The sequence below is a fragment of the Micromonospora sp. WMMA1996 genome (assembly GCF_002573675.1).
Taxonomy (GTDB): Bacteria; Actinomycetota; Actinomycetes; order Mycobacteriales; family Micromonosporaceae; genus Micromonospora; species Micromonospora sediminicola.
In genome coordinates this window covers 2,459,328-2,484,793 of record NZ_PDHU01000001.1, presented here as the reverse complement: position 1 = coordinate 2,484,793, position 25,466 = coordinate 2,459,328, and the positions used below count along the sequence as shown (strand labels likewise).

At 77.0% G+C, this 25,466-nt stretch carries 1 protein-coding gene and 1 pseudogene; both read left to right on the top strand.

The annotated features are described in order from the left end of the window. Positions 1-81: 81 nt before the first annotated feature. A pseudogene (locus COO58_RS31115) lies at positions 82-11,247 on the top strand (type I polyketide synthase); the annotation flags it as partial. A 46-nt stretch (positions 11,248-11,293) separates the two neighbouring features. Then, positions 11,294-25,429, top strand: coding sequence for a type I polyketide synthase (locus COO58_RS11695; RefSeq protein WP_098744966.1), 14,136 nt, complete (start codon positions 11,294-11,296; stop codon positions 25,427-25,429). Positions 25,430-25,466: the final 37 nt, after the last annotated feature.

Here is a 25,466-nt window from a genome sequence, read left to right as displayed (position 1 = left end):
TCGACCATGGCGGACACGGCAGTGGGCAGCACCGGACCGGCGGGGGACGAGCAGCGACTCCGGGAGTACCTGACCCGGGTCGTCACCGAGCTGCACCAGACCCGCCAGCGGTTGCGCGAGGTCACCGCCCAGGAGTCCGAGCCGGTCGCCGTGGTGGCGATGAGCTGCCGCTACCCCGGCGGGATCACCACCCCGGAACAGCTGTGGCGGTTCGTCGCCGACGGTGGCGACGCGATCGGCGACTTCCCCGCCGACCGGGGCTGGGACCTCGACCTGCTGCACCACCCCGACCCGGAGAACGCCGGCACCTCGTACACCGCCTCCGGCGGGTTCCTGGCCGACGCCGGGCAGTTCGACGCCGCGCTGTTCGGCGTGTCCCCCCGCGAGGCGGTCGCCATGGACCCGCAGCAGCGGCTGCTGCTGGAGGTCACCTGGGAGCTGTTCGAACGGGCCGGCGTGGCGCCGCTGTCGCTGCGCGGCAGCCGCACCGGTGTCTTCGTCGGCACGTCCGGGCAGGACTACGCCGCCGTGCTGCACCGCGCGCCGAACGCCGAGGGGTACGTGCTCACCGGCACCGCCGCGAGCGTGGTCTCCGGCCGGCTCGCCTACACGTTCGGCCTGGAGGGACCGTCGATCACGGTGGACACCGCCTGCTCGTCGTCGTCGGTCGCGGTGCACCTGGCCTGCCAGGCGCTGCGGGAACGTGAGTGCGGGCTGGCGCTGGCCGGCGGCGCGACGGTGATGGCCACCCCCGGCCCGTTCGTCGAGTTCTCCCGCCAGCGCGGCCTGGCCGCCGACGGGCGGTGCAAGTCGTTCGCCGCCGCCGCCGACGGCACCGGCTGGTCCGAGGGCGTCGGCATGCTGCTGCTGGAACGGCTCAGCGACGCCCGCCGCAACGGCCACCCGGTGCTCGCGGTGATCCGCAGCTCGGCGGTGAACTCCGACGGCGCGTCCAACGGACTGACCGCCCCGAACGGCCCCTCCCAGCAGCGGGTCATCCGGGCGGCGCTGGCCGGCGCGAAGCTCACCCCCGACCTGGTGGACGTGGTGGAGGCCCACGGCACCGGCACCGTGCTCGGCGACCCGATCGAGGCGCAGGCGCTGCTGGCCACGTACGGGCAGGACCGGTCCACGCCGCTGCTGCTCGGGTCGGTCAAGTCGAACCTCGGCCACTCCCAGGCCGCCGCCGGCATCGCCGGGATCATCAAGATGGTCCACGCCATGCGGCACGGGATCGTGCCGGCCACGCTGCACGTCGACGAACCCACGCCGCACGTCGACTGGACCGCCGGCGCGGTCCGCCTGGTCACCGAGCCCACGCCGTGGCCGGCTGTCGACCGCCCCCGCCGTGCCGCCGTCTCCTCGTTCGGGATGAGCGGCACCAACACCCACCTGATCCTGGAACAGCCCACCGAGGAGGCCACCGCGCCGGCCACCCCGGCCGACCGGACCGCGCCGGTGCTGGTCACCGGCCGGACCCGCACCGCGCTGCGCCAGCAGGCCGCGCGCTGGTCCGCGCGCCTGGCCGCCGACCCGGCGCTCGCGCCGGCCGACGTCGCCTGGACGTCGGTGGTGTCCCGCTCGCCGCTGGAGCACCGCGCCGTGGTGCTCGCCGCCGACCGGGACGAGCTGGCCGCCGCGCTGGACGCGCTCGCCGACGACCGGCCCGCCCCGCAGCTCGTCACCGGGGCCGCCCGGGAGGCGTGCGAGGTGGCGTTCGTCTTCCCCGGCCAGGGTTCGCAGTGGGTGGGCATGGCCGCCGACCTGCTCGCCACCGCTCCGGTGTTCGCCGAGACGCTGACCGCGTGCGCGCAGGCGCTGCGCCCGTACGTGGACTGGTCGCTGCTCGACGTGATCCGGGGCGCGCCGGATGCGCCGTCGCTGGCGCGGGTGGACGTGGTGCAGCCGACGCTGTTCGCGGTCGGGGTGTCCCTCGCCGCGTTGTGGCGGTCCTACGGTGTGCACCCGTCGGCGGTGGTCGGTCATTCGCAGGGTGAGATCGCCGCCGCGTACGTGGCCGGCGGCCTGAGTCTGGACGACGCCGCCGCGGTGGTGGCGTTGCGCAGCCGGGTCATCGCGGAGCTGGCCGGTGACGGCGGCATGGTGTCGGTGGCCACCACCGCTGACGAGGCCACCGAGACGATCGGTCGGTGGGACGGGCGGGTCGCGCTCGCCGCGGTCAACGGGCCGACCTCGGTGGTGGTCTCCGGCGACGCCGCCGCCCTGGACGAGCTGGTGGCGCACTACGAGTCCCGTGGGGTGCGGGTACGGCGGGTGCCGGTGGACTACGCCTCCCACTCCGCGCACGTCGAACCGCTGCGCGAGCACCTCCTGGCCCGGCTCGCCGCCATCGAACCCCGCACCGGCACCGTGCGGTTCCGCTCCACCGTGACCGGTGACTGGACGGACACCGCCGGCCTCGACGCCGACTACTGGTACCGCAACCTGCGCGAGACGGTCCGCTTCGACGACGCGGTCCGTGACCTCGCCGCCGCCGGGTACCGCACGTTCGTCGAGGTCAGCGCGCACCCGGTGCTGACCATGGCGGTGCAGGACAGCGCCGAGGCCGTCACCGGGCCGGGCGCGGTCACGGTCACCGGCAGCCTGCGCCGCGACGAGGGCGGCCTCGACCGGTTCCACCGGTCCCTCGCCGCCCTGCACACCGCCGGGACGGCGGTGGACTGGCGGCCCGCCTTCGCCGGCCACCCCGGCCGCCTCGTCGACCTGCCCACCTACCCGTTCCAACGGCAGCACTACTGGGTACCCGCCGGCGAACCGGCCGCCCCGGCCGTCGCCGCCGGCCTGCTCGACCACCGCTTCTGGGACGCCGTCGACCGCGCCGACCTGGACGCGTTGCGCGACACCCTGGCGGTCGACGACGACGCCGACGCGGACGAGTCGCTGCGGACGCTGCTGCCCGTCCTCGCCGGTTGGCGGCGGCGGCAGCAGGAGCACGGCCGGCTCGACGGCTGGCGCTACCGCGTCGAGTGGCAGGCCGCCGGTGAGCCCGCCGCCGCCCCGCTGGACGGGACGTGGCTGCTGGCGCTGCCCGCCGGCCACCAGGACGACCCGGCCGTCACCGCCGTGCGCGACGCGCTCGCCGCCGCCGGCGCTGACGTGCGCCCGCTGACCGTGGCGCCCGACGTCGACCGGACCGCGCTCGCCGCCGCGCTCACCGAACGTCCCACGCCCGCCGCATCCGCCGCGTCCGACCGGGCTCGCGTCGCCGACACCGAGGCGGCCGACGCCGATCCCGCCGGGTCCGCCGGCGGCGCCGTCGCCGGCGTGGTCTCGCTGCTCGCGTGGGAGCCGGCGGACGGTGCGCTCCTGCCCGGCCTGGCCGCCACGCTCATCCTGACCCAGGCGCTCGGCGACGCCGGCCTGGACGCGCCCCTGTGGCTGGTCACCCGCAACGGCGTCGCCGCCGCCACGTACGACCGGGGCACCGACCCCGGGCAGGGTGCCCTCTGGGGACTCGGCCGGGTGGTCGGCGTGGAGGCCCCGCACCGCTGGGGCGGCCTGGTCGACCTGCCCGCCGTGCCCGACGCCCGGGCCGCCGGCCGGCTCGCCGCGCTGCTGGCCGCGCCACCCGGCGAGGACCAGATCGCGGTACGCGGCCCCGGCGTCCTGGTCCGCCGCCTGGTCCGCGCGCCGATCGGCGACCGAGCCCCGGTACGCCGGTTCACGCCCACCGGAACCGTCCTGGTCACCGGCGGCACCGGCGGCCTCGGCGCGCGCGCCGCCCGCTGGCTCGCCGAGGCCGGTGCCGAACACGTGGTGCTGGTCAGCCGGCGCGGCCCGGACGCGCCCGGCGCGGCCGACCTCGCCGCCGAGCTGCGCGACCGCGGCGCCCGGGTGACCGTCGCCGCGTGCGACCTCGCCGACCGGGACGCGGTCGCCGCGTTGCTCGACCGGCTCCGCGCCGCCGGCCCGCCGATCCGCGCCGTGCTGCACACCGCCGGGCTTCCCCAGACCACCCCGCTCGCCGACGTCACGCCCGCCGAACTGGCCGAGGTGACCGCCGGCAAGGTCGCCGGCGCGGCGCACCTGCACGAACTGCTCGCCGGCGACGACCTGGACGCGTTCGTCCTCTACTCGTCCATCGCCGCCACCTGGGGCAGCGCCGGACAGGCGGCGTACGCGGCCGGCAACGCCTACCTGGACACGCTGGCGCAGCGGCGGCACGGCGACGGGCTCGCCGGCACCGCGATCGCCTGGGGCTCCTGGGGCGAGGGCGGCATGCACGTCGCCGACTCCGACCGCGCGCTGCGCCGCCGCGGCGTGCCGCCGATGGACGCCGACGTGGCGATGAGCGCCCTGCGACAGGCCCTCGACCACGACGACGTGACGCTCACCGTCGCCGACGTGGACTGGTCCCGGTTCGCCCCGGCGTACGCCTCCGCCCGGCGCCGGCCGCTGCTGGAGGGCGTACCGGAGGCCAGGGCCGCGCTCGACGGCGGCGCTCCGGCCGACGACGCCGACGACGGTCCGGCCGCCGCCCTGCGGGCCCGGCTCGCCGGGCTGGGCGCGGCCCGGCGCGAGGAGACGCTCACCGACCTGGTCCGGGACCTCGCCGCCGACGTGCTCGGACACGCCGATGCCGCCGCGATCCCGCCCGGCACCGCGTTCCGGGACCTCGGCTTCGACTCACTGACCGCGGTGGAGCTGCGCAACCGGCTGGTCGCCGCGACCGGCCAGCCGCTGCCCACCACGCTGGTCTTCGACCATCCCAGCCCGGTGGCGCTGGCCCGGATGCTGCTGACCACGCTGCTCGGCGGCGAGCCGGCGCCCGCGTCGACCGACCCGGTGACCACCGTCGCGGGCGAGGAGGCGGTGGCCGTGGTGGCCATGGCCTGCCGCTTCCCCGGCGGGGTCAGCGACCCGGAAGGGCTGTGGCGGATCGTCGCCGACGGCGTGGACACGGTCGGGGACTTTCCCACCGACCGGGGCTGGGACCCGGACACGCTCGTCGACGTCGACCCGGCGGCGGCCGGCACCACGTACACCGACCAGGGCGCGTTCGTGCACGACGCGGGCGACTTCGACCCGGCCTTCTTCGGCATCTCGCCGCGGGAGGCCGCCGCCATGGACCCGCAGCAGCGGCTGCTGCTGGAGGCGTCCTGGGAGGCGATCGAGCGGGCCGGCGTGGTGCCGGAGTCGCTGCGCGGCTCCCGCACCGGCGTGTTCGCCGGCACCAACGGCCAGGACTACCGGGCGCTGCTGCTCGTCGCCGCCGACGAGGCGGCCGGCTTCGGCGGCACCGACAACGCGGCCAGCGTGGTCTCCGGCCGGGTGTCGTACGCGCTGGGCCTGGAGGGGCCGTCCGTGTCGGTGGACACCGGCTGCTCGTCGTCGCTGGTCGCGTTCCACCTGGCCGTGCAGGCGCTGCGCCGGGGCGAGTGCGACCTGGCCCTGGCCGGCGGCGTGACCGTGATGGCCACGCCGGGGCTGTTCGTCGAGTTCTCCCGCCAGCGCGGCCTGGCGGCCGACGGGCGGGTCAAGGCGTTCGCCGCCGCCGCCGACGGCACCGGCTGGGGCGAGGGCGTCGGCGTGCTGCTCCTGGAGCGGCTCTCCGAGGCCCGCCGCCACGGCCACCCGGTGCTCGCGGTGGTGCGCGGCTCGGCGGTCAACTCCGACGGCGCGTCCAACGGCCTGACCGCGCCGAACGGGCCGTCGCAGCAGCGGGTGATCCGGGCGGCGTTGGCCGACGCGGGGTTGTCCACCTCGGACGTGGACGTGGTGGAGGCGCACGGCACCGGCACCACGTTGGGTGACCCGATCGAGGCGCAGGCGGTCCTCGCCACGTACGGGCAGGACCGGGACACGCCGCTGCTGCTCGGCTCGGTCAAGTCGAACATCGGCCACACCCAGGCCGCCGCCGGCGTGGCCGGCATCATCAAGATGGTCCTCGCCATGCGCCACGGCGTCGTCCCGGCCACGCTGCACGTGGACGCGCCGTCGCCGCACATCGACTGGTCGGCGGGGTCGGTGGAGTTGGTGACCGAGGCCCGGCCGTGGCCGGTGGTGCAGCGGCCGCGTCGGGCGGCGGTGTCGTCGTTCGGCATCTCCGGCACCAACGCCCACGTGGTCGTCGAGCAGGCCGACGAGCCGGACACCCGACCCGTCCCCACCGCGCCGGGCCTGGTGGACACCGAGGTCACGGCCTGGCCGCTGTCGGCGCGGACCCGTACCGGCGTGGCCGCGCAGGCTGCCCGGCTGGCCGCGTACCTGCGCGCCGGGGACGACGTCGACCCGGAGGCGGTGGCCTGGTCCCTGGCGACGACGCGTTCGGCGTTCGACCACCGCGCCGCCGTGCTCGGCACGACCGGCCCGGAGCTGCTGGCCGGCCTGGACGCCCTGGCCTCGGGCACGCCGGCCGGGACCGTCGTGACGGGCTCGGTGGCCGAGCACGGGCCAGGCCCGGTGTTCGTGTTTCCGGGTCAGGGTGGTCAGTCGGTGCGGATGGCGGCGGGTCTGGTGGGCCGGTGCGGGCCGTTCGACGCGCGTCTTGCCGAGTGTCAGCGGGCGTTCGCGCCGTATCTCGATGTGGATCTGGTGTCGGTGCTCACCGGTGCGGACGATGCCTGGTTGGAGCGGGTGGAGATCCTGCAGCCGGTGTTGTTCGCCGTGGGTGTGTCGCTGGCGCAGGTGTGGCGGGCGGCCGGTGTGCAGCCGGGTGTGGTGGTCGGGCATTCGCAGGGGGAGATGGCCGCCGCCTGCGTGGCCGGGGTGCTGTCGCTCGACGACGCGGCGCGGGCGGTGATCCTGCGGGCGCGCGCGTTGTCCACCCTGGCCGGTTCGGGCGGGATGCTCGCGGTCGATCTGCCCGGGGCGGAGGTGGCCGCGCGGATCGAGGGGCTGGCGGGCACGGTGGTGGCGGTGGTGAACGGGCCTGCTCACGTGGTGGTGTCCGGCCCGCCGGACACTCTGGCCGATCTGCGGGAGTCGTGGGTGGCCGAGGGGGTGCGGGCGAAGCCGGTGCCGTTCGACTACGCCTCGCACAACCCGGCCGTCGAGCGGATCCGCGAGCGGATGCTCACCGACCTGGCGGGCCTGTCGCCGCAGCCGGGCGGTGTGCGGATGGTGTCGTCGGTGACGGGGGAGTGGGCCGACCCGCAGGGCATGGACGGCGGCTACTGGTACACCAACCTGCGTCAACCCGTCCGCTTCGATGCCGCGGTGCGCACGGCGATCGGGGCGGGGCACGCCACGTTCGTGGAGGTGTCCGCGCATCCGGTGCTCACGCTGCCGGTGACGGCGATCCTCGACGACACCGACACCACCGGCCACACCCTGTCCACGCTGCGGCGCGGTGACGACGATCCGACGCGGCTGCTGACCAGCCTCGCCACCGCCCACACCATCGGCCTGCCCGTCGACCTCGGCCGGGTCCTGGCCCCCGCGCCCACCGTCGACCTGCCCACCTACGCGTTCGACCGGAAGCGCTACTGGCTCACCACCACCGTCCAGCCCGCGCACGACGTCGCCTCCGCCGGCCTCCAGGACGCCGCGCACCCGCTGCTGAGCGCCGCGCTGCCGGTCGCCGACGACCAGACCGTGGTCCTCACCGGCCGGCTGTCCACGCGTACCCACCCGTGGCTGGCCGACCACGTCGTCGGCCGCACCGTGGTCGTCCCCGGCACCGCCGTCGCCGACATGGTGATCCGCGCCGGCGACGAGGTCGACGCCGGCCAGGTCGCCGACCTCACCCTGATCAGCCCGCTCGTGCTCCCGCCCACCGGCGCCGTCCAGGTGCAGATCCGCGTCGGCGCGCCCGGCGACACCGGCGAACGCGCCGTCACGCTGCACTCCCGCCCCGCCGACGACCCCGCCGCCGAATGGACCCGGCACGCCGAGGGCCTGCTGACCCCGCAGACCACCGAGCCGACGCCCGCACCCGGGGAGTGGCCGCCGGCCGGCGCCGTCGAGGTCGACGCCGACCTGGACGACTGGTACGCCCACACCGCCGGCGCCGGCCTCACCTACGGCCCCGCGTTCCGCTGCCTGCACCGCGTCTGGCGACACGGCGACGAGGTGTACGCCGAGGTGACGCTGCCCGAGACGCAGGCCGCCGAGGCGTCCCGGTTCGGCCTGCACCCGGCGCTGTTCGACGCCGCCCTGCACGCCACCGGCCCCACCGCGCTGCTCGGCGCCCCCGCCGACGCCGGCAGCGGGTGGCTGCCGTTCACGTTCCGCGCGGTCACGCTGCACGCCCACGGCGCCACCCGGCTGCGGGTCACCATCCGCTCGCTCGGCCCGGACACCGTCGCCGTCACCCTCGCCGACCCGGCCGGTCGCCCGGTCGCCACCGTCGGGTCGCTGACGTTCCGGCCGGTCGGCGCCGGCCACGACGACGCGGCCGCGCTGCGCCGCACCTCCGTGTTCCACCTGGACTGGACCCCGCTGCCGTCCACCGACGCCCCGGCCCCGGCCCACTGGGCGCTGCTCGGCAGCAGTCCCGATGCCGCCGAGCTGGCCGACGCCGGCCACCGGGTGAGCACCCACCCCGACCTGGCCGCGCTCCTCGCTGCGGTGGACCGGGGCGACGACGTACCCCAGGTCGTGGTCGACCTGCGTGGCGGTCCGGCGACGCCGGACCCGGAGCGGGCCGACGCGGACGCCCACGACGCCACCCGCGACACCCTCGCCCGGATCCACCAGTGGCTGGCCGAGCCGCGCCTGGAGGCGGCCCGCCTGGTCGTGGCCACCCGGGGCGCGGTCGCCGCCGCGCCCGGCGAGGCGCCGCGCGACCTGGCCCACGCCGCGGTGTGGGGACTGGTCCGCTCCGCCCAGTCCGAGCACCCCGGACGGTTCACGCTGCTCGACCTCGACGACACCGCCGCCTCGCGGGCCGCGGTGCCCGCCGCGGTGGCGTCCGGCGAGCCGCAGCTCGCGCTGCGCGACGGCGCCGCCCTCGCGCCCCGGCTGGTCCGGGCCCGCGACACCGGCGTGCTGGCACCCCCCGCCGGCGGACAGCCGTGGCGGCTCGACGTGACCGAGACGGGCACGCTGGAGAACCTGGCGCTGCTGCCCGTCCCGGTCTGGGAGGGCGCGGTGCCGGCCGGACACGTCGCGGTCGAGATGCGTGCCTCCGGGCTGAACTTCCGCGACGTCGTGCTCGCCCTCGGCATGGTCCCCGACCAGCAGGTGCTGGGCAGCGAGGGCGCCGGCGTGGTGCGCGAGGTCGGCCCCGGTGTCACCGGGCTGGCCCCCGGCGACCGGGTGATGGGCATCTTCGCCGGCTCGTTCGCCACCGTCGCCGTCACCGACCACCGCATGGTCACCCGGATCCCCGACGACTGGTCGTACGCCGAGGCGGCCGGCGTCCCGGTGGTCTTCCTGACCGCCTGGTACGGCCTGGTCGAGCTGGCCCGGCTGACCGCCGGGGAGTCGGTGCTGGTGCACGCCGCCACCGGCGGTGTCGGCATGGCCGCCGTGCAGATCGCCCGCCATCTCGGCGCCGAGGTCTACGGCACGGCCAGCCCCGCCAAGTGGCCGGTGCTGCGGGCCACCGGCCTCGACGACGAGCACATCGCCTCCTCCCGGTCCCTCGACTTCGCCGACGAGTTCCGTGCCCGCCGCGCCGGCCGCGGCGTCGACGTCGTGCTCAACTCGCTCGCCGGCGCGTACGTCGACACGTCGCTGCGGCTGCTCGACCGGGGCGGCCGGTTCGTCGAGATGGGCAAGACCGACCCGCGCGACCCGGCCCGCGTCGCCGCCGACCACCCCGGCGTCAGCTACCAGGGCTTCGACCTGATGGCGGCCGGCCCGGCCGTCGTCGGCCGGATGCTGGAGCGGTTGATGGCGCTGTTCGCCGACGGCGCGCTGCGACCGCTGCCGCGGCGCACCTGGGACGTCCGGCGCGCCCCCGAGGCGTTCCGCTTCCTCAGCCAGGCCCGGCACGTGGGCAAGCTGACGCTGAGCATCCCGCCCACGCCCCGGCTCGACGGCACCGTCCTGGTCACCGGCGCCACCGGCACGCTCGGCGCGCTGCTCTGCCGCCACCTGGTCGCCGCACACGGCGCCCGGCACCTGCTGCTGGTCAGCCGGCGCGGCCCGGACGCCGAGGGCGCCGACGAGCTGCTCGCCGACCTCAAGGCCGGCGGCGCGGAGGTGCAACTGGTCGCCGCCGACCTGGCCGACCCGGACGCCGTCGCCGACGTGCTGTCCCTGGTGGACGCCCGGCACCCGCTGCGCGCCGTGGTGCACACCGCCGGTGTCGTCGACGACGCCACCGTCGAGTCGCTCACCCCGGACCGGCTCGCCGCGGTGCTGCGCCCCAAGGTCGACGCGGCCTGGAACCTGCACCGCGCCACCCGGGACCACGAGCTGACCGCGTTCGTGCTCTACTCCGCCGCCGCCGGCCTGATGGGCGGCCCGGGCCAGGGCAACTACGCCGCCGGCAACGCGTTCCTCGACGCGCTCGCCGACCACCGGCGCGCCCTCGGCCTGCCCGGGGTCTCGCTGGTCTGGGGCCTGTGGGCCACGGCCAGCGGCATCACCGGCCACCTCGGCGCGGTCGACCGGCGCCGGCTGGAACGCAGCGGCCTGGTGGCGCTCACCGACGACGAGGCGCTGGCCCTGTTCGACGCCACCTGGCGCTCGGAACGACCCACCCTGATGCCCGCGCGGATCAGCACCCGCCCCACCGGCGGCCCGGTCCACCCGCTGCTCACCGCCCTGGTCCGGGCCGGCGCCCGACGCGGCGCCGTCACCGAGGCGGCCGGCGGCCCGGCGTTCGCCGACACGCTGCGCGGCCTCTCCGCCGACAAGCGCGAACGCGCGCTGCGCGAGCTGGTGCTGACCCACGTCGCGGTGGTGCTCGGCGCCGGCGACCCGGACGCGGTGGAACCCGACCGCGCGTTCCGGGAACTCGGCTTCGACTCGCTCACCGCGGTCGAACTGCGCAACCGGCTCGGCGCCGCCACCGGACTGCGACTGCCGGCCACGCTGGTCTTCGACAACCCGACGCCGGCCGCGCTCGCCGCGCACCTGGCCACCCGGATCGCCGTACCCGACGGCCCGGCCGACCGGACCGCGGGTCTCGGGCCGGACCTGGACCGGCTGGAGGCGGCGCTGGCCGGGCTGGACCCGGACGACGAGGCCTACCGCGGGATCACCGAGCGGCTGCACGGCCTGCTGGACCGGCTGACCGCCCGGCAGGCCGACGCGGACGACGACGACCTGGAGTCGGCCACCACCGAGAACATCTTCGACCTGATCGACCGCGAGCTGGAGACGTCTTGAGCGACGGCCGCGACGACATCGGCACGCCGAGTGAGGTAGGTCCACGGTGAACAGCGAGGACGAGAAGTACGTCGAGTACCTGAAGCGTACGACCTCGGAGCTGCGCCGCACCCGGCGGCGGCTGCGGGCGCTGGAGGCGCGCGACACCGAGCCGGTGGCCATCGTGGCGATGACCTGCCGCTACCCCGGCGGTGTCGGGTCGCCGGAGCAGCTGTGGGACCTCGTCCGCGACGGCGGCGACGGGATCGGCCCGTTCCCCGCCGACCGGGGCTGGGACCTCGACCGGCTCTTCCACCCCGACCCCGACCACCCGGGCACCAGCTACGTGCGCGAGGGCGGCTTCGTCTACGACGCCGGCGACTTCGACGCCGACCTGTTCGGCATCAGCCCGCGCGAGGCCGTCGCCATGGACCCGCAGCAGCGGCTGCTGCTGGAGGCCACCTGGGAGGCGTTCGAACGGGCCGGGCTGCCGCTGCCGGCCGTGCGGGGCAGCCGCACCGGCGTCTTCGTCGGCGCCGCCGCGCACGGCTACGACGCGATCCTCGCCCAGGCCGGGCAGGACGGCGAGGGGCACTCGCTCACCGGCAACTCGACCAGCATCGTCTCCGGCCGGATCGCCTACACGCTGGGACTGGAGGGGCCGGCGGTCACCATCGACACCGCCTGCTCCTCCTCCTCGGTGGCGATCCACCTGGCCGTGCAGGCGCTACGCAACGCCGACTGCGAACTGGCCCTGGCCGGCGGCGTCACCGTGATGCCCACCCCGGCCGTGTTCGTCGGGTTCAGCCGCCAGCGCGGGCTCGCCGCCGACGGCCGGTGCAAGCCGTTCGCCGCCGCCGCCGACGGCACCGGCTGGTCCGAGGGCGTCGGCATGCTGCTGCTGGCCCGCCTCTCCGACGCCCAGCGGCACGGCTATCCGGTGCTCGCGGTGATCCGGGGCAGCGCGGTCAACCAGGACGGGGCGTCCAACGGGCTGAGCGCGCCGCACGGCCCCTCCCAGGTACGGGTGATCCGGCAGGCGCTCGCCAACGCCCGGCTCACCCCCGAACAGGTCGACGTGGTGGAGGCGCACGGCACCGGCACCACGCTCGGCGACCCGATCGAGGCGCAGGCACTGCTGGCCACGTACGGGCAGGACCGGGGCGACGCGCCGCCGGTGCTGCTCGGCTCGGTCAAGTCGAACCTCGGGCACACCCAGGCCGCCGCCGGCGTCGCCGGCGTGATCAAGATGGTGCTGGCGCTGCGGCACGGCGTCGTCCCGCCGACGCTGCACGTGGACCGGCCGTCGCCGCACATCGACTGGGACGCCGGGGCGGTCGCGCTCGCCACCGAGGCCACGCCGTGGCCGGCCGTCGACCGGCCGCGCCGCGCGGCGGTGTCCTCGTTCGGGGTGTCCGGCACCAACGCGCACACCATCCTGGAGCAGGCCCCGGAGCCGGAACCCGCCGAGGACGAGCCGGCGCCGGTCGACCGGCCGGTCGTCCCGGTGCTGCTCTCCGCCCGCTCCCCGGAGGCCCTCGCCGCCCAGGCCGGGCGCTGGGCCGCCTGGCTCGACGCCGACCCCGACGTCCGGCCGCTCGACGTCGCGTACTCCTCGGTGGTGTCCCGGTCGGTGCTCGACCACCGGGCCGTGCTCGCCGCCGCCGGCCGCGACGACCTGGTGGCCGGGCTGCGCGCGCTCGCCGCCGGCGAGCCGGCCGGCACCGTCGTCACCGGCACCGGTACGCCGCGCGGCCAACTCGCCGTGCTCTTCTCCGGGCAGGGCGCGCAGCGCGCCGGCATGGGCCGGGAGCTGTACGCGGCGTTCCCGGTGTTCGCCGCCGCGCTGGACGAGGTGTGCGGGCACCTGGACCGGGCGCTGCCGCGCCCGCTGAGGGAGGTGCTGTTCGCCGCCGACGGCACCGACGACGCCGCGCTGCTGGACGAGACCGTCTTCACCCAGGCCGGGTTGTTCGCGGTCGAGGTGGCGCTGTTCCGGCTGGTCGAGTCGTTCGGCGTCACCCCCGACCTGGTCGGCGGCCACTCCATCGGCGAGGTCACCGCCGCCCACGTCGCCGGGGTGCTGTCGCTGGAACACGCCGCCGCGCTGGTCGCCGCGCGCGGCCGGCTCATGCAGGCGCTGCCGGCCGGCGGCGCGATGCTCGCGGTCGCCGCCACCGAGGCCGACGTCCGCGCCACCCTGACCGACCCGGACGCGCCGATCGACGTCGCCGCCGTCAACGGCCCCGCCGCCGTCGTCCTCTCCGGCGCCGCCGACGAGATCGACCTTGCGGAACGGCGCTGGCGGGAGCGTGGCGTGCGCACCCGGCGGCTCACCCTCAGCCACGCCTTCCACAGCCCGCTCATGGCGCCGGTGCTCGACCGCTTCCGCGCCGTCCTGGACCGGCTGACGTTCGCCGCCCCGACGCTGCCGGTCGTGTCGAACCTGACCGGCGACCTGGCCGACCCGGACGAGATCCGCACCCCCGAGCACTGGGTGCGGCACGTCCGCGAGGCGGTCCGCCACGCCGACGGGGTCCGCGCGCTGCGCGCCGCCGGCGTCGACACGTTCCTGGAGATCGGGCCGCGCGCGGTGCTCACCCCGCTGACCGCCGACATCCTGCCCGACGAGCCGGTCCGTGCCGTCGCCGTCCAACGCGGCGACCGCGCCGAACCCGAGGCGCTGCTGGCCGCCCTGGCCGACCTGCACGTCCACGGCCACCCGGTCGCCTGGCCCACCTGGTTCACCGGGGCCGGCGCCCGCCGCACCGACCTGCCCACGTACGCCTTCCACCGCCACCGCTACTGGGCCGGCGACGGCAGCGTCCCGCCCGCGACGGCCACCGAGGGCGTCGACGGTGACTTCTGGGCCGCCGTGGAGCGCGGCGACCTGCCCGCCGTGGCGTCCCACCTGGCCGTGCAGGACGACCCGGAGGCGGTGGCCGCGCTCGCCCCGGCCGTACCGGTGCTCTCCTCCTGGCGGCGGGCCCGGCACCGCGACTCCACGCTGGACGGCTGGTCCTACCGGGTCGTCTGGGAGCCGGTCCACCCCTCCCCGGCGCCGGCGCTGACCGGCCGGTGGCTGGTCGTCGCGCTCGACGACCCCGCACCGTGGGCCGCCCCGCTCGCCCGGGCCGGCGCCGACGTCGACCTGCTCACCGTGCCCGCCGACGCCGACCGGGCCGCCCTGGCCGACCTGCTGCGCGACCACCCCGAGCCGGGCTGGCGCGGGGTGCTCTGCGTCCTGCCCGCCCCGGACGCGCCGCGACCCGACGCGCCCGCCGTACCGGCCGGGACGGCGCTGCTGCTCACCCTCACCCAGGCGCTCGCCGACACCGGCCGGTCGGGCCGGCTGTGGTGCCTGACCCGGGGCGCGGTCACGGTCGGCGGCGGGGAACCGCTCACCGACCCGTACGCGGCCACCGCCTGGGGACTCGGCCGGGTCGTCGCGCTGGAACAGCCCGACCGCTGGGGCGGACTGGTCGACCTGCCGGCCGGCGACACCCCGGACCGGGCCAGTGCCGACGCGCTGCTCGCGGTGCTCGCCGACGGCGGCCACGACGAGGTCGCCGTCCGGGCGCACGGCACCTTCGGCCGGCGGCTCGTGCCCGCCGCCCCGCCCGCCGGACCCGGCTGGCGGCCCACCGGCACGGTGCTGGTCACCGGCGGCACCGGCGCGCTCGGGCGGCAGGTCTGTCGCTGGCTGCTCGACGCCGGCGCGACCGACGTCGTGCTCGCCTCCCGGCGCGGCCCGGACGCGCCCGGCGTCGCCGACCTGGTCGCCGAGCTGCCCGGCGCGCGGGCGGTCCGCTGCGACGTCACCGACTCCGCCGCGGTCGCCGCGCTGGTCGCCGACCTGCCCGCGCTGACCGCCGTGGTGCACGCCGCCGGCGCCGTCGACGACGGCATCCTCGACGGCCTCGACCTGCCCCGCACACAGGCGGTGCTGGACGCCAAGGTCCGCGCCGCCCGGGCGCTGCACGACGCCACCGCCGGCCGCGACCTCGACGCGTTCGTGCTCTTCTCCTCGCTCGCCGGCGTGATCGGCAGCGCCGGGCAGGGCAACTACGCGGCGGCCAACGCGTTCGTGGACGCGTTCGCCACCTGGCGCCACGACCTCGGGCTGCCCGCCACCGCGGTCGCCTGGGGCGCCTGGGCCGCCGAGGGCATGGCCGCCGCCAGCGCCGACCTCACCGCCCGGCTGGTCCGGGGCGGCGTGCACCCGCTCCCGGCCGAGCAGGCCGCCGCCGCGCTCGGCCGCGTCGTCGGCGCCGGACCGGCGCTCACCGTCGCCGACGTCGACTGGGGACGCCTCGCCGCCACCCGCGGCCGGCCCGCGCCGCTGCTCACCGGGCTGCCCGGCGTGCCGGCCGGACCCGCCGTGGTGACCCCGGCCGTGGTGGTCGGCCGGTCCCTGCCGCAGCTCACCGAACTGGTCCGCGCCCAGGTCGCGCTGGTGCTCGGCCACCCGGCCGGCCGGCCGCTGCCCGACCGCACGTTCCGCGACCTCGGCTTCGACTCGCTCACCGCGGTCGAGCTGCGCAACCGGCTCGCCGCCGAGACCGGCGCGACGCTGCCCGCCACGCTCGTCTTCGACCATCCCACGGTCGCCGAACTCGCCGCCCACCTGCACGGCCTCACCGCCGACCCGACCGGCGGCGCGGTCGTCGCCGCCGACGTCGACCGGCACCGCGAGCCGGTGGCCATCGTGGCGATGAGCTGCCGCTTCCCCGGCGGCGTCGCCACCCCCGAACAGCTGTGGGAGCTGGTGGCGGGCGGCACCGACGCGCTGTCGCCGATGCCGCAGGAACGCGGCTGGAACGTCGCCGAGCTGTACCACCCGGACCCGGAGCACCTCGGCACCAGCTACGTGCGCGAGGGCGGCTTCCTGACCGGGGCCGGGGAGTTCGACCCGGCGTTCTTCGGCATCAGCCCGCGCGAGGCGGTGGCCATGGACCCGCAGCAGCGGCTGCTGCTGGAGACCGCCTGGGAGGCGTTCGAACGCGCCCGCCTCGACCCGGCCGGGCTGCGTGGCAGCCGCACCGGCGTCTACGTCGGCACCAACGGGCAGGACTACGGCTCGCTGCTGCTGGCCGCCGGCGACGGCGACGAGAACTACCTCGCCACCGGCGTCTCCGCCAGCGTCATCTCCGGGCGGCTCGCGTACACCTTCGGGTTGCACGGCCCGGCCGTCACCGTCGACACGGCCTGCTCCGCGTCGCTCGTCGCGTTGCACCTGGCCGCCCAGGCGTTGCAGGCGGGGGAGTGCGACCTGGCCCTCGCGGGCGGCGCCACCGTGATGGCCACTCCCGGCATCTTCGTCGGCTTCTCCCGGCAGCGCGGCCTGGCCGCCGACGGCCGGTGCAAGCCGTTCGCCGGCGCCGCCGACGGCACCGGCTGGGGCGAGGGCGTCGGCCTGCTGGTGCTGCAACGGCTCTCCGACGCCCGCCGCGACGGCAACCCGGTCCTCGCCGTGGTGCGGGGCAGCGCGGTCAACTCCGACGGCGCGTCCAACGGGCTGACCGCGCCCAACGGGCCGGCCCAGCAGCGGGTCATCCGGCAGGCCCTGGCCAACGCCGGACTCGCCCCCGACCAGGTCGACGCGGTCGAGGCGCACGGCACCGGCACCACGCTCGGCGACCCGATCGAGGCGCAGGCGCTGATCGCCACCTACGGCCGGGACCGCGACACCGACCGGCCACTGTGGCTCGGCTCGGTCAAGTCGAACCTCGGCCACACCCAGGCCGCCGCCGGCGTCGCCGGCGTGATCAAGATGGTCCTCGCCATGCGGGCCGGCGTGCTGCCGCCCACCCTGCACGTGGACGAGCCCACCCCGCACGTCGACTGGTCCGCCGGCACGGTCGCGCTGCTCACCGAGGCCCGGCCCTGGCCGGCCGGCGACCGGCCCCGGCGCGCCGCCGTCTCCTCGTTCGGCATCAGCGGCACCAACGTGCACACCGTCCTGGAACAGGCGCCGCCGGAGGAGCCCGCGCCGCGCGACGCCGTACCCGCTGGGGAACTGCCCTGGACGCTGTCCGGACGCGGGACCGCCGCGCTCGCCGCCCGGGCCCGCGACCTGCGTGCCCACCTGGATGCCGTGCCCGACGCCGCGCTGCCCGACCTGGCCTGGTCGCTCGCGACCACCCGGACCGCCCACGAACACCGCGCGGTCGTGCTCGCCGCCGGCCGCGACGACCTGGCCGCCGCGCTGGACGCGCTCGCCGCCGGCCGTCCCGCGCCGCACACCGTCACCCGCCCCCCGGGTACGGGCGGCGACGTGGTCTTCGTCTTCCCCGGCCAGGGTTCGCAGTGGACCGGCATGGCCGCCGACCTGCTCGCCACCGCCCCGGTGTTCGCCGAGACGTTCACCGCCTGCGCGCAGGCGCTGCGCCCCCACCTCGACTGGTCCCCGGTCGACGTGATCCGGGGCGCGCCGGACGCGCCGTCGCTGGAGCGGGTCGACGTGGTGCAGCCGACGCTGTTCGCGGTCGGCGTGTCCCTCGCCGCGCTGTGGCGGTCCTACGGCGTGCACCCGTCGGCGGTGGTCGGTCACTCGCAGGGCGAGATCGCCGCCGCGTACGTGGCCGGCGGGCTCAGCCTGGACGACGCCGCCGCCGTGGTGGCGCTGCGCAGCCGGGTCATCGCCGAGATCGCCGGTGACGGCGGCATGGTGTCGGTCGCGACCACCGCCGACGAGGCCACCGAGACGATCGGCCGGTGGGACGGGCGGGTCGCGCTCGCCGCGGTGAACGGGCCGACCTCGGTGGTGGTCTCCGGCGACGCCGCCGCCCTCGACGAGCTGATCGCCCACTACCAGGGCCGCGACGTGCGGGTACGCCGCGTGCCGGTGGACTACGCCTCCCACTCCGCGCACGTCGAACCGCTGCGCGAGCGGCTACGCGACCTCCTCGCCGGCCTGCGCCCGCGCACCGGCGACATCCGGTTCCGGTCCACCGTGACCGGTGACTGGACGGACACCGCCGGCCTCGACGCCGACTACTGGTACCGCAACCTGCGACAGACTGTCGGCTTCGACGCGGCGATCCGCGACCTGGCCGCCACCGGCCACCAGACCTTCGTCGAGGTCAGCGCCCACCCGGTGCTCACCATGGCGATGCAGGAGAGCGTCGAGGCGGCCGCCGCCGACCCGACCGCGGTCACCGTCACCGGCACGCTGCGCCGCGACGAGGGTGACCTCGCCCGGTTCCACCGGGCGCTCGCCGAGGCGTACGCCGGTGGGGTCGCGGTCGACTGGCGGCCCGCCTTCGCCGGCCTCGCCGCCCGCCGCCTCGACCTGCCCACCTACCCGTTCCAGCGGCAGCCCTACTGGCCGCGCCCGGCCGCCGTCCCCGTGGCCGCCGCCCCGGTCGAGCCGGACGAGGTCGACGCCCGGTTCTGGGCCGCCGTCGAGGCCGAGGACCCGGCCGCGGTCGGCGCCGAGCTGGCCGACACCGCCGACGTGCCCGCCGACGCGCTCGCCGCGCTGCTGCCGGCGCTGGCCGCGTGGCGACGCCGCCACCGCGACCAGGCCACCGTCGACTCCTGGCGCTACCGCGACGGCTGGCTGCCGGTCGCCCCCGACGCCGCCGACCGGCCGACACTCGACGGCGACTGGTGGCTGGTCACCGGCCCCGGCGACCTCGGCGTCGACGCGGCGGACGTCGTCGCGGACGCGTTGCGCCGGCACGGCGCCACCGTCGTCCCGCTCGCCCTGACCGGCGAGCGCACCGACCGGGACGCGCTCACCGCCCGGCTGCGCGACCGGCACGCCGACGCCCCACCCGCCGCCGTGGTCTCCCTGCTCGCGCTGGACGAGACACCGCTGCCCGCCCACCGGCACGTGCCGGCCGGCTACGCCGGCACCGTCACCCTCACCCAGGCCCTCGGCGACGCCGGGATCCGCGCGCCGCTGTGGACGCTCACCCGGGGCGCGGTCTCCACCGGACCCACCGACCCGCTGCCGCACCCCACCCAGCAGCTCGCCTGGGGGTTCGGCCGGATCGCCGCGCTGGAACACCCCGACCGCTGGGGCGGCCTGGTCGACCTGCCCGACACCGTCGACGACCGCACCGCCACCCGGCTGGCCCGGGTCCTCGCCGGCGCCGACGGGGAGGACCAGGTCGCGCTGCGCCCCACCGGCGCGTACGGCCGACGGCTGCTGCGCGCGCCGCTCGGCGACACCCCCGCCCCGCGCGACTGGCGGCCCACCGGCACCGCGCTGGTCACCGGCGGCACCGGCGCGCTGGGCGGGCACGTGGCCCGCTGGCTCGCCGCCCACGGCGCCGACCACCTGGTTCTGCTCAGCCGGCGCGGCCGCGACGGCGACGGCGTCGACGAGCTGGAGGCCGAGCTGACCGCACTGGGCGCCCGGGTCACCGTGGCCGCCTGCGACGCCGCCGACCGGGACGCGCTCGCCGCCGTACTCGCCGGACTGCCCGCCGAACACCCGCTCACCACCGTCGTGCACACCGCCGCCGTGCTCGACGACGCGGTCATCGGCGCGCTCACCCTCGACCGGATCGACCACGCGCTCGGCGCCAAGGTCACCGCCGCGGTCAACCTGCACGAGCTGACCCGCGACCACGACCTCGACGCGTTCGTGCTGTTCTCCGCGATGGCCGGCACCGTCGGCAGCTCCGGCGTCGGCAACTACGCCCCCGGCAACGCCTACCTCAACGCGCTCGCCGAGCACCGGCGCGGCCTCGGCCTGCCGGCCACCTCGATCGCCTGGGGCGCCTGGGGCGGCGGCGGAATGGCCGACGGGGAGTTCGGCCGGATGCTGCACCGCCACGGCGCGCCCGAGATGCACCCCCGCCTCGCGATCGCCGCGCTGCACCAGGCGCTCGCGCACGACGAGACGTACCTGACCGTGTCCAACATCGCCTGGGACCGGTTCCGGGTCGCGCTCACCGCCACCCGCCCGGCCCCGCTGATCGCCGAGATCCCCGAGGCGCGGCAGCTCGCCGCCGACCGGGAGCCGGACGAGACGGCCGAGGCCGCGCCGGCCGGCGCGTTCGCCCGGATGGCGTCCGACGAGCGCCGGGAGGCGCTGCTCGACCTGGTCCGCGACCAGGCGGCCACCGTCCTCAAGTACGCCGGCGGCGAGGCCGTCGACCCGCACCACGCGTTCCGCGACCTCGGCTTCGACTCGGTCACCGCGGTCGAGCTGCGCAACCGGCTCGCCACCGCCACCGGCCTGCGGCTGCCCGTCACGCTGGTCTTCGACTACCCGACCGCCACCGTGCTGGCCCGGCACCTGCACACCGAACTCGGCGGCGTCGCCGAGACCGGCCCGGCCGCCGGACCGACCCCGCTCGCCGACGACGAGCCGGTCGCGATCGTCGCCATGTCCTGCCGGTTTCCCGGCGGCGTCACCGACCCGGAGCGGTTCTGGCAGCTGCTGCACGCCGGCCGCGACGCGGTCTCGGACCTGCCCGGCGACCGCGGCTGGGACCTCGACGGACTCTACGACCCCGACCCCTACTCCGCCGGCACCTCCTACGTCCGCACCGGCGCGTTCCTCTACGACGTGGCCGACTTCGACGCCGGTTTCTTCGGCATCTCACCCCGCGAGGCCGTCGCCATGGACCCGCAGCAGCGCCTGTTGCTGGAGACCTCGTGGGAGGCGATCGAGCGGGCAGGGGTTGATCCGGGTGGCTTGCGGGGTTCACGAACAGGGGTGTTCGTCGGCACCAACGGCCAGGACTATGGGGCCCTGTTGATGGTGTCCGCGGACGAGGTCGAAGGGTTCGCGAGCACCGGGAACGCGGCGAGCGTGGTCTCGGGGCGGGTGGCGTACGTGTTGGGGTTGGAAGGACCGGCGGTCTCGGTGGACACGGCGTGTTCGTCGTCCCTGGTCGCGCTGCACCTCGCGGCGGCGGCGCTGCAACGCGGCGAGTGCGACCTGGCCCTGGCCGGTGGCGTGACCGTGATGGCCACCCCCGGGCTGTTCGTCGAGTTCTCCCGCCAGCGCGGCCTCGCCCCCGACGGCCGGTGCAAGGCGTTCGCCGCCGCCGCCGACGGCACCGGTTGGGGGGAGGGAGCCGGGATGCTGCTGGTCGAGCGCCTCTCCGACGCCCGGCGCAACGGCCACCCGATCCTCGCCGTGCTGCGCGGCAGCGCGGTCAACCAGGACGGCGCGTCCAACGGGCTCACCGCACCGAACGGGCCGTCGCAGCAACGCGTGATCCGGGCGGCCCTCGCCGCCGCGCGACTGTCCCCGGCCGACGTGGACGTGGTGGAGGCGCACGGCACCGGCACCACCCTCGGCGACCCGATCGAGGCGCAGGCGCTCATCGCCACGTACGGGCAGGGCCGCGCCGACGTCGAACCCCTGCTGCTCGGTTCGGTGAAGTCGAACATCGGCCACACCCAGGCCGCCGCCGGCGTCGCTGGGGTGATCAAGATGGTCCTCGCCATGCGGGCCGGCGTGGTCCCGCCGACCCTGCACGTGGACGCGCCGTCGCCGCACATCGACTGGTCGGCCGGCGCGGTCGAGCTGGTCACCGAGAACCGGGCCTGGCCCGCCGCCGGACCACGCCGGGCCGCCGTCTCGTCGTTCGGCATCTCCGGCACCAACGCGCACGTCATTCTCGAACTCCCCGACGAGACGCCCGCCGATGCCGCCCGGCCGGGGCCGCCCGCCGGCGCGGACACCGCCCGGTCCGGGCTGCTCGACGGCGCGCTCGCCTGGCCGGTGTCGGCGCGGACCCGCGACGGGGTGGCCCGGCAGGCCGGGCGGCTGGCCCGGCACCTGCGTGGCACCTCGGCAGACCCGGCGGTGATCGCCTGGTCCCTCGCGACCACCCGGTCGGCGTTCGACCACCGCGCCGCGGTGGTCGGGTCCTCGGCCAAGGACCTGTTGTCCGGGTTGGACGCGCTGGCCGCCGGCACGCCGTCGCCGGCCGTGGTGACGGGCACGGTGGCGGGGCGCGGCGCCGGCCCGGTGTTCGTGTTCCCGGGTCAGGGTGCGCAGTCGGCGCGGATGGCGGCCGGTCTGGTCGGCCGCACGCCCGTGTTCGACGCGACGCTGGCGGACTGCCAGGCGGCGTTGTCGCCGTTCCTGGACGTCGACCTGCCGTCGGTGCTGACCGGGGACGACGAGTCGTGGTTGGACCGGGTCGAGGTGGTGCAGCCCGTGCTCTGGGCCGTCGGTGTCGCCCTCGCCGCGGTCTGGCGGCACGTCGGTGTGAGCCCGCAGGCGGTGATCGGCCACTCGCAGGGCGAGATCGGCGCGGCGTGCGTAGCCGGGATTCTGTCTCTGGAGGACGCGGCGCGGACGGTGGCGCTGCGGTCCCGGGCGCTGGCCGCGCTACGGGGCACGGGCACGATGGCGTCGGTCGACCTGCCCGCCGACGAGGTGACGGCGCGGCTGGAAGCCGACCGCGCGACAGACGGTGCTGTCGGACCCGACGCGGTGGCACCGGGTGACACCGACGGCGCTGGACGGTTCTCCGGCGTGGGAATCGCGGCGGTGAACGGTCCGTCGACGGTGGTGGTGTCCGGTCCGCCGCAGGCGGTCGCCGATTTCGTGGCGGCCTGTCAGGCCGATGAGGTGCGGGCGCGGTTGATTCCGGTGGACTACGCCTCGCACTCGGCGGCCGTGGAGGAGGTCGCCCAGCGGTTGCGCACCGATCTGGCCGACGTCGCCCCGCAGCCCGGTCACATCCGTCTGGTGTCGACGTTGACCGGGGACTGGGTGGACCCGGCGAGCATGACGGCGGACTACTGGTACGACAACCTGCGCCGCACCGTCCGTTTCGACACGGCGGTGCGGACCGCGGTCGGCGCGGGGCACAGCACGTTCGTGGAGATCAGTCCGCATCCGGTGCTGGCGATGCCGGTCACCGCGATCCTCGACGACACCGGCACCACCGGGCACGTGCTGTCCACGCTGCGGCGCGGCGACGACGACCCGACCCGGCTGCTGACCAACCTGGCCACCGCCCACGCCGTCGGCCTGCCCGTCGACCTCACCCGCGTGCTGCCCGAGACGACCACCGTCGACCTGCCCACCTACGCGTTCGACCGGGAGCGCTACTGGCCCCGCACCCGCACCGTCGACACCGCCGACGCCCCGACCGGGGCCGACGCCGCGTTCTGGGCCGCCGTCGACAACGAGGACCTCGCCGCCCTGGCCGACCTCACCGCGCAGGACGCCACCGAGTCCCTCGACCGCCTCGGGGCCGCGCTGCCGCTGCTCGCCGACTGGCGACGCCGCCAACGCGACCGGTCCACCCTCGACGACCTGCGCTACCGGGCCGTCTGGCAGCCGTACGCCGGGGTTCCGGTCGCGTTCCTCACCGGCGCCTGGTGGGTCGTGGCGGACCCGGACGGCATCGCCGAGGCGGAGACGGCCGTGGCCGAACTGACCAGGCGCGGCGCGGACGCCCGGCTGGTCCTGCTGCCCGAGGACGCCACCGACCGCGCCGCCGTCGCCGCCCGGCTCACCGCCGCCGGCGCCGGCCCGGTCGACGGGGTGCTGTCCCTGCTCGCCCTCGCCGACACGCCGGCCGACGCCCCGGTGCCGCCGTTCCTGGCCCGGTCGCTGGCCCTGCTCCAGGCGCTCGGCGACCTGGACGTGCCCGCGCCGCTGTGGTGCGTCACCCGGGGCGCCGCCGGCACCACCCGCGACGGCGGCGTCGGCCGGCCCGAGCAGGCGCTGCTCTGGGGCCTCGGCCGGGTCGCCGCCCTGGAACACCCGCAGCGGTGGGGCGGCCTGGTCGATGTGCCGGCCACCCTCGACGACCACGGCTGGGACCTGCTCTGCGCCGCGCTGTCCGGCCCGGACGGTGAGGACCAACTCGCCGTCGACGGCGTCACCCTGCTGGTCCGCCGCCTCGTCCGGGCGCCCGGCGGTGGCGCCGACCCGGCGGACGGGCATCCCGGCACCACGCTCGTCACCGGCGGCACCGGCGCGCTCGGCGGGCAGGTCGCGCGCTGGTTCGCCGACCGGGGCGCGGCGCACCTGCTGCTGGTCAGCCGGCGCGGCGCCGACGCGCCGGGCGCGGCCGACCTGGTCCGCGACCTCACCGACCGGGGCGCCCGGGTCACCGTCGCCGCCTGCGACGTGGCCGACCGGGCCGCGCTGGCCAAGCTCCTCGACGACGTGCCGGCCGACGCGCCGCTGACCACTGTGGTGCACGCCGCCGGCGTCCTCGACGACGGGGTGCTCGACGGCCTCACCGCCGACCGGATCGCCGACGTGCTGCGGCCCAAGGCGCTCGGCGCGCTGCACCTGCACGAGCTGACCGCCGAGAAGGACCTGCGGGCGTTCGTGCTCTTCTCCGCGCTGCCCGGGCAGCTCGGCGCCGCCGGCCAGGGCAGCTACGCCGCCGCCAACGCCTACCTGGACGCGCTGGCCGAGCAGCGGCACCGGCAGGGCCTGCCGGCCACCTCCGTCGCCTGGGGGCCCTGGGCCACCGGCGGCATGGCCGACGCCGACCCCGCCGTGGCCGAGCGTCGCCGGCGCAGCGGCGTCACCCGGCTCGACGCCGACCTCGCCCTCACCGCGCTCGCCGGCTGCCTCACCGGCCGCGAGCCGGTCACCCTGATCGCCGGCGTCGACTGGGCCCGCTACGTGCCCGGCTTCACCGCGGTCCGGCCCAGCCCGCTGCTCACCGGGATCCCCGAGGCGCGCCGCGCCGCCGCCGAGCGCGCCGAGGAGGGCGGCCCGACCGCCGACTCGCTCGCCGCGCTGCTCGCCGGGCAGACCGACGCCGAGCGGCGCCGGACGGTGCTGGACCTGGTCCGCGGGCAGGCCGCGGCGGTGCTCGGACACGCCTCCGACGCCGCCGTCGAACCGGACCGGGCGTTCCGGGACCTCGGCTTCGACTCGCTGACCGCGGTGGAGCTGCGCAACCGGCTCACCGCCGCCACCGGAGTACGGTTGCCCGCCACCGTCGTGTTCGACTACCCGACCGCCGCGCTGCTCGCCGAGTACGTCCGCGCCGCCGTCGTCGACGGGGGAGTGGCCGCCGCGACGCCGGTCTTCGGCGAGCTGGAACGGCTGGAGGCCGCGCTGGCCGGCGCCGCGCCCGACCGGGGCGCCCGGCTGCGGATCACCGAACGACTGCGCACGCTGCTGGCCTCGCTCAACGAGGTGGACGCCCCGGCCGACGGCGACGGTGTCGCCGGCAAGCTCCAGGACGCCACCCCGGACGAGGTCTTCGACTTCATCGACCGCGAGCTGGGGGTGTCCTGACGTGACCGGTGCCGGTTCGGGTCGACACAGGGGATGG